The 9,494-nt window shown below is 74.6% G+C and carries 10 protein-coding genes; 3 read left to right on the forward strand and 7 right to left on the reverse strand.

The features are described from left to right. On the forward strand, positions 1-565 hold a 565-nt coding region (gene ccsA / locus MNZ27_RS21995), incomplete at its 5' end, for a cytochrome c biogenesis protein CcsA (RefSeq protein WP_242396215.1). Further along, positions 555-1,592 carry a cytochrome c biogenesis protein ResB gene (locus tag MNZ27_RS22000; protein WP_242396216.1) on the forward strand — a complete coding sequence of 346 codons (1,038 nt, stop codon included), beginning with the start codon at positions 555-557 and terminating at the stop codon, positions 1,590-1,592. The genes ccsA and MNZ27_RS22000, both read left to right, overlap by 11 nt. Here MNZ27_RS22000 and MNZ27_RS22005 read toward each other — a convergent pair. The 7 genes from MNZ27_RS22005 to folD all read right to left on the reverse strand — a co-directional run bounded on the left by MNZ27_RS22005 (position 1,589) and on the right by folD (position 9,018). After that, the gene (locus tag MNZ27_RS22005) at positions 1,589-2,335 is read right to left on the reverse strand and encodes a hypothetical protein (RefSeq protein ID WP_242396217.1); all 747 of its coding nucleotides are present in this window, start codon (positions 2,333-2,335) and stop codon (positions 1,589-1,591) included. The genes MNZ27_RS22000 and MNZ27_RS22005 overlap by 4 nt on opposite strands. Before the next feature lie 143 nt (positions 2,336-2,478). After that, complete coding sequence (gene gcvPB / locus MNZ27_RS22010) at positions 2,479-4,032, reverse strand: aminomethyl-transferring glycine dehydrogenase subunit GcvPB (RefSeq protein ID WP_242396218.1); 1,554 nt, start codon at positions 4,030-4,032, stop codon at positions 2,479-2,481. Next, positions 4,029-5,372, reverse strand: a complete 1,344-nt coding sequence (gcvPA, locus tag MNZ27_RS22015; RefSeq protein WP_242396219.1) for an aminomethyl-transferring glycine dehydrogenase subunit GcvPA — start codon at positions 5,370-5,372, stop codon at positions 4,029-4,031. Before gcvPA ends, gcvPB begins: the two co-directional genes overlap by 4 nt. A gap of 47 nt (positions 5,373-5,419) precedes the next feature. Then, on the reverse strand, positions 5,420-5,806 hold the full coding sequence (gene gcvH, locus MNZ27_RS22020) for a glycine cleavage system protein GcvH (RefSeq protein WP_242396220.1): 387 nt from the start codon (positions 5,804-5,806) through the stop codon (positions 5,420-5,422). A gap of 20 nt (positions 5,807-5,826) precedes the next feature. Then, the gene (gene gcvT, locus MNZ27_RS22025; protein WP_242396221.1) at positions 5,827-6,909 is read right to left on the reverse strand and encodes a glycine cleavage system aminomethyltransferase GcvT; all 1,083 of its coding nucleotides are present in this window, start codon (positions 6,907-6,909) and stop codon (positions 5,827-5,829) included. A 142-nt stretch (positions 6,910-7,051) separates the two neighbouring features. Continuing rightward, positions 7,052-8,170: a metallophosphoesterase gene (locus MNZ27_RS22030; protein WP_242396222.1), complete on the reverse strand. Its 1,119-nt coding sequence runs from the start codon at positions 8,168-8,170 to the stop codon at positions 7,052-7,054. Then, positions 8,167-9,018, reverse strand: a complete 852-nt coding sequence (gene folD, locus MNZ27_RS22035) for a bifunctional methylenetetrahydrofolate dehydrogenase/methenyltetrahydrofolate cyclohydrolase FolD (protein ID WP_242396223.1) — start codon at positions 9,016-9,018, stop codon at positions 8,167-8,169. Before folD ends, MNZ27_RS22030 begins: the two co-directional genes overlap by 4 nt. Positions 9,019-9,147: 129 nt before the next feature. Here folD and MNZ27_RS22040 point away from each other — a divergent pair, with 129 nt between their 5' ends. Then, entirely contained in the window at positions 9,148-9,348 is a 201-nt protein-coding gene (locus MNZ27_RS22040; RefSeq protein ID WP_242396224.1) for a hypothetical protein, read from the forward strand. The last annotated feature ends 146 nt before the right edge of the window (positions 9,349-9,494 follow it).

The following is a 9,494-nucleotide window of genomic DNA, read 5'->3' on the forward strand; positions in this document are numbered from 1 at the left end:
GTCGTTCAACGCCGCCGCCCTCGCGACGGCGCTGGTGGGCGTCCTCGCGTTCCGGCCCGCGCGCGCCTACCTGGCGCCGCTCCTCGCCGTCCTCGCCGCCGCGCTCGGCGCGGCGCTCTCGATGCCCGGCGATCTCCGCTGGCCGCCGCCGCTCATGCGGACGATCTGGTACCCGCTGCACGTCCCGCTCTCGTTCCTCGCCTACGCCTCCTGGGCGGCGGCCGCCGCGGCGGCGGTCGCGTGGGCGCGGGACCGGAGCGCGGAGTGGGTGGGGCTGGTGGACCGGCTCGCGCTCTGGGGGTTCGGGCTCTGGTCGCTGTCGATGATCACCGGCGGCGTGTGGGGCGTGGTCGCGTGGGGGGCGTGGTTCATGTGGGACCCGAAGATCATCTGGTCGGTGATCCTCTGGTTCCACTACGCGACCTTCCTGCACCTGCGCCTCACGCCGTCGCTGCACGGGCGGAGCTGGCTCCGGCCCGCCCTGGCCGTGGTCGGCTTCGCGTTCGTGCTCGTGGCGTACGTGGGCACGTCGTTCTTCTTCGGGCGGTCCACCCATGCCTTCTGAGCTCGAAGCGGAGTCGGCGCGCCGTCCCGCGCCGCGGCCCGAGCGCGCGCCGGGCGTCGGCGAGCCGCCGGAGCGCCGGGACGGGCTGGCGTGGCTCCGCTCCCAGGGGCTCGGGCTGTGCTGCGGGTTCGCGACGGTGCTCCTCCTCGCGATCGGGTCCTTCGTCCTCGCCGCGACGCGCGACGGCGCGTCGGCCCACGTCGCCATGGACGACCTGCGCGGCTTCTTCGCCCCGCCGTCCTGGGTCCACCTCTGGCTGTACCTCCTCGTGCCGGTCGCCGCGCTCTACGCGGTCAACGCGCTGCTCGCGACGTGGGACACCGTGCGCCGCCGCTGGCGCGCCGGCGTCCGCGCGCCCGCAGCGTACGGCGCGTCGGTGGTGCACGTGGGCTTCCTCCTCGCGCTCGTGGCGCACGTCGCCGGCGGGTTCTTCGGGGGCGATCGCGGCGAGGTGCTGCTCGCGGAGGGCTGGCAGCCGCTCCCGGGGTTCGGGGCGGCACGGCTCGCGTCGCTCGACGTGGACGCCTTGCCCGGCGGGATGCCGAGGAGCGCCCGGGCGCGCGTGGTGGTCCGCGACGGCGACGGCGGCGAGCGGACGGCCACCGTCGGCTGGAACGCCCCCCTCGCGACGGCGGGCGGCGCGCGCCTCGCGCTCCTGTCCGACCTCGGGCGCGTCCCGGTCGCGGAGCTGGTCTCGGGGACGGAGGCCTGCGTCCTCGCGGAGGGGCAGGGCTGCGCGCTCGCGGGCGAGCGGATCGAGGTGCTCCGGGTCGTGTCCGGCGCGGTGCTCGTGCGCGCGCGCGGGCCGACGGGCCTCGACGCGGCGCGCTGGCTCGGCGCGGACGGCGAGCTGCCCCTCGCCGGGAACCGCCCGCTCCAGCTCCGGCAGCTCCGGACCTCGCCGGCGATCGTGGTCCGCGTGCGCGACGCGCCCGGGACCCCGTGGGCGCTCGCCGCTGCGCTGGTCCTCTCGGCCGGGCTCGCGATGATGTGGCGCCGCTTCGCGCCGGAGCGCGGCCGCGCCTAGAGCTTGAACGTCCCCTTCAGGCCGACCTCGACCCAGCCGTGCCAGGTGCGGTCGTGGATGTCGAACGACTCGTCGGCGAACCCCGGCGTGGAGACGTCGGCCCCCATGTACCGGGCGAAGCTGTACGAGACGAACGGCCCGAGGGTGAAGCGCGGGGTGACCGCGAGGTCGACGCCGCCCTCGAGGAGCGGCAGCTCGAGGCCGTGATAGCTGAACGTCGAGATGTCGTTGACGGTGGCGTCGAAGGCGTCGATCGAGACGAACTCGCCGCCGATGCCGATGCCGAACCACGGATCGACCTGCCCGCGCGGCTGCAGGTGGAGCTGCATGTCCACCCCGAAGCGGATGCTGCCGGCGTCGCAGGAGCGGCCCGCCAGGCAGAAGTTGGAGTTCACCGACATCGGCGCGAGCTCGACGTAGAAGCCGCCCCACACCGCCGGGTTGAAGCGGTACCCGATCTCGAGCCAGATGGGGATCTTGTAGTCGATGAGGTCGTCGAGGCGGGGATCGCCCTCGTTCGAGATCTTCCCGACCGGCGAGCCGTACCCGAGCCGCGCGCTCAGGGTGAGCCCGGTCTCGCGCGGTGCGTACGCGGCCGGCGGGGGCGGCGGAGGCGGCGGGCGACGCGGCCGTCCGGGGGGCGGGGGCGGGGGCGGCACGGGCGAGTTCGGATCGTACTGGGCCGCCGCCAGCGCCGGCAGCGCGAGGAGCGAGAGGAGGACGATCGGGCGCGTGCGCGACATGTGAGCCTCCCGGCGCACCCCGCCGCGGGGGTGCGACGCTCCCGATCATAGATCGCGTCCAGGACGATCGCGGCTCAAACGAGCGCGGCCCCCGCCGGGTCCGACCATCGCGGCTCCCCCCACGGGGCGAGGCGCGGGCGGGGCTACTCGACCTTCATGCCGGGCCGCCAGCGCAGGACCGGCTTCCGCGCCGCCCGGGTCTCGTCGAGGCGGCCGCGGAACGGCAGGAGCGGCGCCGCGCGCAGCGCCTCGGGATCCGTCCGCGCCCGCTCCGCGATCTCGCGCATCGCGGCGACGAACCCGTCGAGCGTCTCCTTCGACTCGGTCTCGGTCGGCTCGATCATGAGCGCGCCGTGCACGACCAGGGGGAAGTAGATGGTCGGCGGGTGGAACCCGTGGTCGATGAGCGCCTTCGCGACGTCCATCGTGCTCACGCCGCTCGCCTGCTGGCGCTGGTCGTCGAAGACCACCTCGTGCAGGGAGTCGGCCTCGTAGGGCAGGTGGAAGGTGTCGCGGAGCCGGGCGCGCAGGTAGTTCGCGTTCAGCACCGCGAGCTCGCCGGTGGCGCGGACGCCCTCGGGGCCGTACTCGCGGAGGAGGGCCCAGGCCCGGACGAACATCCCGAAGTTGCCCCAGAACTCCCGCAGGCGCCCGATCGTCTGGGGCCGCTCCCGCGCGTCGGTCACGAGGCGGTAGGTCGCGCCCTCCTTCACCACGACCGGCAGCGGGAGGAAGGGCGCGAGGGCCGCCTTCACCGCGACCGGCCCGGACCCCGGGCCGCCCCCGCCGTGCGGCGTCGCGAACGTCTTGTGGAGGTTGTACTGCATGACGTCGAACCCCATGTCGCCGGGGCGCGCCACGCCGAGGAGCGCGTTCATGTTCGCGCCGTCGCCGTAGACCAGGCCGCCCCTCGCGTGGACGATCGCGGCGATCTCGGCGACGTGGCCCTCGAAGATCCCGAGGGTGTTCGGGTTGGTGATCATGATCGCGGCGACGTCCTCGTCCATCGCCGCGCGCACCGCCTCGGGGGTGAGCCGCCCGTCCGGGCCGGAGGCGAGCTGGACCACGGCGTAGCCGTTCAGCGCAGAGGAGGCCGGGTTCGTGCCGTGCGCGGTGTCCGGGACGAGGATCTTCTTCCGCGGGTTCCCCCGCGACGCGTGCCACGCGCGGACGATCATCAGCCCGCAGAGCTCGCCGTGCGCGCCGGCGGCGGGGGCGAGGGTGGTCGCGTCGAAGCCGGCGATCTCGGAGAGCGCCCGCTCGAGCTGGTGCATGAGCTCGAGCGCGCCCTGGGCGAGCTCGGGCGGCGCGAGCGGGTGCAGGTCCGCGAACCCGGGGAGGCGCGCGAGCGCCTCGCTCGACCGCGGGTTGTACTTCATCGTGCAGGAGCCGAGCGGGTAGAAGCCGGTGTCGATGCCGTGGTTCCAGGTCGAGAGCCGCGTGAAGTGGCGGACGACCTCCAGCTCGGAGAGCTCCGGGAGCCCCTCGAGGGACGGGCGCAGCAGCGCCGCTGGGATCTCCTGCGCCGGATCGAGCCCCGCCGGCGCCGGCGGGAGCGAGGCGCCGGTGCGTCCCCGCGCGCCCTGCTCGAACAGCAGCGGCTCCTCGTGGACGAGGCCGCGCGTCGCGCCGTCCGCGCTCGCCGCCGAGGCGTCGCCCCGCTCCGTGCTGGGCTTCCGGCCGGCCGGGTCGGTCATGGCGCGCGCCTCGTTTCGCGGGCGAAGAGCTCGACGAGCTCGGGGTCGTGCAGCTCGGTGGCGACGCAGAGGAGCGCGCCCTTCGCGCGCGGCGCGTCCGGGTACCAGCGCGCGAGCGGCGCGCCGGCGACGATCCCGCGTCGCGCGAGCCTCGCCACCACCGCCTCCGCGTCGCCGACGTCGAACACCTGCTCGTTGAAGATCGGCCCGGGGAAGACGGTGTCGCACCCGGCCCGGCGCATCGCGTCCCGGAGCAGCCGCGCGCGGCCGTGGTTCAGCCGGGCCAGATCGGCGAGCCCGCTCCGGCCGAGGAGGGCGAGGTGGATCGTCGCGGCGAGGGCGCACAGGCCGGAGTTGGTGCAGATGTTCGAGGTCGCCTTCTCGCGGCGGATGTGCTGCTCGCGCGTCGAGAGCGTGAGGACGAAGCCGCGGCGCCCCTGCGTGTCCACGGTGGCGCCGCAGATCCGGCCCGGCATCTGGCGGACGTAGGCGTCGCGCGTGGCGAAGAAGCCGGGCGCCGGGCCGCCGAACGAGAGCGGGTTGCCGAAGCTCTGGAACGTCCCGACGGCGACGTCCGCGCCGAGGGCGCCGGGGGCCTGCAGCAGCCCGAGCGCCACCGCCTCGGCGGTGACGGAGACGGTGAGCGCACCCGCGCGCCGCGCGATCGCCGCCGCCTCCGGGAGCGCGTCCACGATCCCGAAGAAGTTCGGGTACCCGACGATCACGCAAGCCGTCGCGGCGCCCACCGCCCGCTCGAGCGCGGCGAGGTCGGTCCGCCCGTCGGCTCCGAAGGGGACCGTGACCAGGGCGTCGTGCTTCGCCCGCAGGTAGGTCGCGAGGACCCTCCGGTACTCCGGGTGCACCGCCTCGGAGACGACGATCTCGTGCCGCCCGGTGATGCGCGCCGCCATGAGCGCGGCCTCGGCGGTCGCGGTGGCGCCGTCGTACATGGACGCGTTCGAGACGTCGAGCGCCGTGAGCAGCGCGACGAAGGTCTGCCACTCGAAGATCGCCTGGAGCGTCCCCTGCGAGATCTCCGGCTGGTACGGCGTGTACGCCGTGAAGAGCTCGCCCCGGAGGAGGAGCTGATCGACGACGGGGGGGACGTGGTGCGGGTACGCGCCCGCGCCGGCGAAGGGCGGGTGGCGGGTGTCGTTCCGCCCGGCGAGGCGCCGGAGCTCGGCGAGGAGCGAGATCTCGTCGAGGGCGGGCGGGAGGTCGAGGGGGCGGGCGAGGCGGAGCGGCTCGGGGATCGACCGGAACAGCTCGGCGACGCTCTTCACCCCGATGGCGTCGAGCATGGCCCGGACGTCCTCGGGGGTGTGAGGGTGGTAGCGCAAGGCGAGCCTCCGCGGCGGCGCCGGCGATGTCGCGCGCCGGGCCCTGCCTAGTCCTGCTCCTCCACGAACGTCTTGTACGCCTTGGCGTCCATCAGCCCGTCGAGCTCCCCGGGATCGGCGGGCTCGACGACGATCAGCCACCCCTCCTCGTACGGGTCCTCGTTGATCGTCTCGGGCGCGTCGGCGAGGGGGTCGTTCACCTCGACCACCTTCCCGCTGACCGGGGCGAACAGCTCCGACACCGCCTTGGTGGACTCGACGACGCCGAAGGACTCGCCCTTCTTCACGGGGTCGCCGACCGCCGGCAGCTCGACGAACACGACGTCGCCGAGCTGATCCTGGGCGAAGTCGGTGATGCCGACCACGACGTGAACGCCCTTCCGCCTCGCCCACTCGTGATCGCGGGTGTAGAGGAGCTCGTCCGGGATTTCCATGTCACTCCCTCCAAGGATCGTCACTTGCGCGTGTAGAACGGCGTCCTGACGGCCCGCCCCGCGACCGGCTTGCCGCGGATCTCGACGGCGAACGAGGATCCCTCCGCGGCGAGCGCCGGCGGGACGTAGGCGAGGCCGATCGACGTCCCGAGGGAGGGGCTGCGGGTGCCGCTCGTCACCTGGCCGACCTTCCGTCCGTCCTGGAGCACCGGGTAGCCGTGCCGGCCGATCCCGGGCTCGACGAGCTGGAAGCCGACGAGCTTGCGGGTCAGCCCCTGCTCGCGCTGCCGGACGAGCGCGTCGCGCCCGACGAAGTCCCCTTTGTCGAGCTTCACCACCCAGGCGAGCCCCGCCTCGAGCGGCGTGGTGGTGTCGTCCATGTCCGCGCCGTAGAGCCGGTACGCCATCTCGAGCCGGAGCGTGTCGCGGGCGCCCAGGCCGCAGGGCGCGATCCCGTCCGGCTGGCCCGCCTCCAGCACGGCGTCCCACAGGCGCGGGCCGTCGGCCGACGGGCAGAACAGCTCGAACCCGTCCTCGCCGGTGTAGCCGGTCCGCGCGACGACGCAGGCGACGCCCGCCACGTCCCCCCGGCCGAACCGGTACGTCCGGAGCTGGGACAGGTCCAGCTTCGTGAGCCGCTGGACGACCGCGGCCGCCCGCGGCCCTTGCACCGCGAGCTGCGCCCAGGCGTCGGACTCGTTCCGGACGTCCGCGCCGCCCGCGTGGGCCGCGAGCCACTCGAAGTCCTTCTGGCGGTTCGCGGCGTTCACGCAGACGAGCAGGTCGTCGGCGGCGCGGCGGTAGACGATCACGTCGTCCACGATCCCGCCGCTCTCGCGGCACAGGCAGCCGTACTGCGCCTGGCCGTCCACCACCTTCGAGAGATCGTTCGTGAAGACCCGGTTCAGCGCCTCGAGCGCCCGCGGACCGCGGATCACGACCTCGCCCATGTGCGAGACGTCGAAGAGGCCGACCCGCGCTCGCACGGCGGCGTGCTCGGCGAGGAGCCCCGCGTACTGCACGGGCATGTCCCAGCCCGCGAACTCGACCATCCGCGCGCCGGAGCGAACGTGGACGTCGTGGAGAGGCGTGCGCTGGGCCATGGGGCCTCGGGGCGTCGATGGTGCGGGCGGGCGAAATTCTATCGGGGCAGACCCGACGGTCAAGCAGCGCTCCGTGGTCGCGCCGGCGGTCTATTGCAGTATCCAACGGGGATCGCGGCCGCAAGTGCGCCCGGCCGCCGCGTCACGGACCGGAAGGGGGCCGTGGCGCCGCGGCGCAGGAGACCGGCTCGCAAGGCCCGGTGCGGGTCGCCGCGCAGCAGTACAGGGGCGCGCCGTCGCCTCCCTCGAACCGGTAGCGCCAGCCGTCGGACCCGACCTCGAGCACGCCGTAGCCCCAGCGGCCGGACGCGAACAGGAGCGAAGCGCCGGGGGAGGCGACCTCGAAGCGCTCGCCGGGGCGGGCGCGCGCGCCGTTCCCCGAGACGAGGACGTCCAGCCCCTCCGCGGTCCGCAGGTGCTGCAGGTCGTGGTCGTGGCCCCCGAGCCAGGCCCGGATGCGGCCTCGGCCGGCGGCGAGGAGCCGCGCCGTGCGCGCCGCCTGGAGCGCCTGGCGGGGCTCGTCGCGGTGCGTCCCGGCCAGCGCCGGCGGTTGGTGACCGACGACGAAGCAGAGCCGCTCGCCGCACCCTGCCGCCGCGCGGGCGACGAACGCGACCTCGTCGTCGAAGGAGAAGCCGCCGTAGTCGCCGCCCAGGAGGTTCGAGTCCACGAAGACGAACCGCGCCGGCCCCTCGTCCACGACGTAGTGCCGCCCTGGCATCGCCCAGGTCGGCGACGCGTGGGCGACCTCGAGGCAGGCCTTCAGCCGCTGGATCGACGCGCCCCCGCCGCACGGCGCGACGTCGTGGTTGCCCAGGGCGAGCCAGACCTGCGCGGGGTGCGGGGCGGCGGCGAGGGGCGCGAGGGGCTCCTCGTGCCGGGCGAACGTCCGATCCGCGGGAGGCGCGAACCCGGGCGCGACGGCGTTGCCGTCCGGGGCGAACACGCAGGAGGCCGCGCCGGGGAGGCGCGCGTCCGGTCCGCAGTCGTACAGGTTGTCGCCTGGGAAGAGCGCGAGGTCGAACGGGGCGCGACGGTGCGCCACGGCGACGGCGGCCTGCTGCCGGGTCCGGTCGCCGAAGTCGGCGAGGTGCAGGGCCCGGACGGCGGGCGCGGCGAGGGGCGGAGGCGCGGGGGCGGGGCGGAGGGCAGCGCCCGCGCGGATGGTGAACGCGGCGGCGTCGTCACCCGCGCGGCAGCCGCCCAGCGCGACGAGCGCGACAAGCGCGATCGCGGCCGCGAGCGCGCCCCGGGCGCTCACCCCAGCGTGCGCCGGGCGAGCTCGACGGTGTTCACGAGGAGCATGGCGCGGGTCATCGGGCCGACCCCGCCCGGCACCGGCGTGATCGCCGAGGCGCGCCGCGCGGCGGCCGCGTACTCCACGTCGCCGACGAGCTTCCCGTCCGGGAGCCGGTTCATCCCCACGTCGATCACGACGGCGCCCTCGCGGATCCAGTCGCCCTTGACGAACTCGGCCTTGCCGATGGCGGCGACGAGGATGTCCGCCCGCGCCACCTCGCCGGCGAGATCCTGGGTGCGCGAGTGGGCGACGGTCACCGTCGCGTGCTTCTCGAGGAGCATCATCGCCATGGGCTTGCCGACGATGTTCGAGCGCCCGACGACGAGGGCGCGCTTCCCCTTCGGGTCGACCTTCGCCTCCTCGAGCATGCGCATCACGCCCGCCGGCGTGCACGGGCGGGGGACGCCGGGGATGCCGATGGAGAGCGCGCCCACGTTGAACGGGTGGAACCCGTCGGCGTCCTTGGCCGGCAGGATCGCGTCGAGGATCGCCCGCTCGTCCACGTGCTTCGGGAGGGGGAGCTGCACGAGGATGCCGTGCACGCTCGGGTCGGCGTTGAGCTTTCCGATGAGCGCGAGCAGGTCCGCCTGCGTCACGGTCGCCGGGAGGTGGTGCTCCTCGGAGCGGATCCCGACCTCCTCGCAGTCCTTGCGCTTGCCACGGACGTAGATGGCGGAGGCGGGGTCCTCTCCGACCCGGACGACCGTGAGGCCGGTGTGGACGCCCTTCGCCTTCAGGGCCTTCACGGCCTCGGCCACCTCGGCCTTCACCTTCGCCGCGATCTGCTTGCCGTCGATGATCATGGACATGGGCTGCCGAGTATAGAACAACGCGCCGCGCGGCGTCCCCCCATCCGTGGCCGCTTGTGCCCGGATCGCTCCATGCCTAACCGTGCAGGGAAGCTCTTCTCCCGCCCGCCGCCTGCTGGAGCCCCCGCCATGGCCTTGTATCGGTTCCTGTTCGCTCCCGTTCTCCTCACGGTCGCCGTCCTCGGCGGCGGACGGACGCAGGGCGCGGGCGAACAGCACGGCGCGCAGCAGGTCCAGGTGCAGGTGGTCCCGGCGGGACCGGCCGCGACGGTCACGCCGCCCGCGCCGGCGCCTCGGGCGCGCATGGCGCGCGTCGCCTCCGGCCGCTGATGCCCCAGGGCTGCGCGGGCGCGGACGACGGGTCAAGGCCCGTCGAACAATCGACGGGCCTTGACCATCTAGGAGGGGCGGGCCGTCGCCCGCCCCTCGCGCCCGAAGTGAATTCGGGCGCTTCACCCCACCCGCCGCCCCGCTCA

The sequence above is a fragment of the Anaeromyxobacter oryzisoli genome (assembly GCF_022690765.1).
GTDB lineage: Bacteria > Myxococcota > Myxococcia > Myxococcales > Anaeromyxobacteraceae > Anaeromyxobacter > Anaeromyxobacter oryzisoli.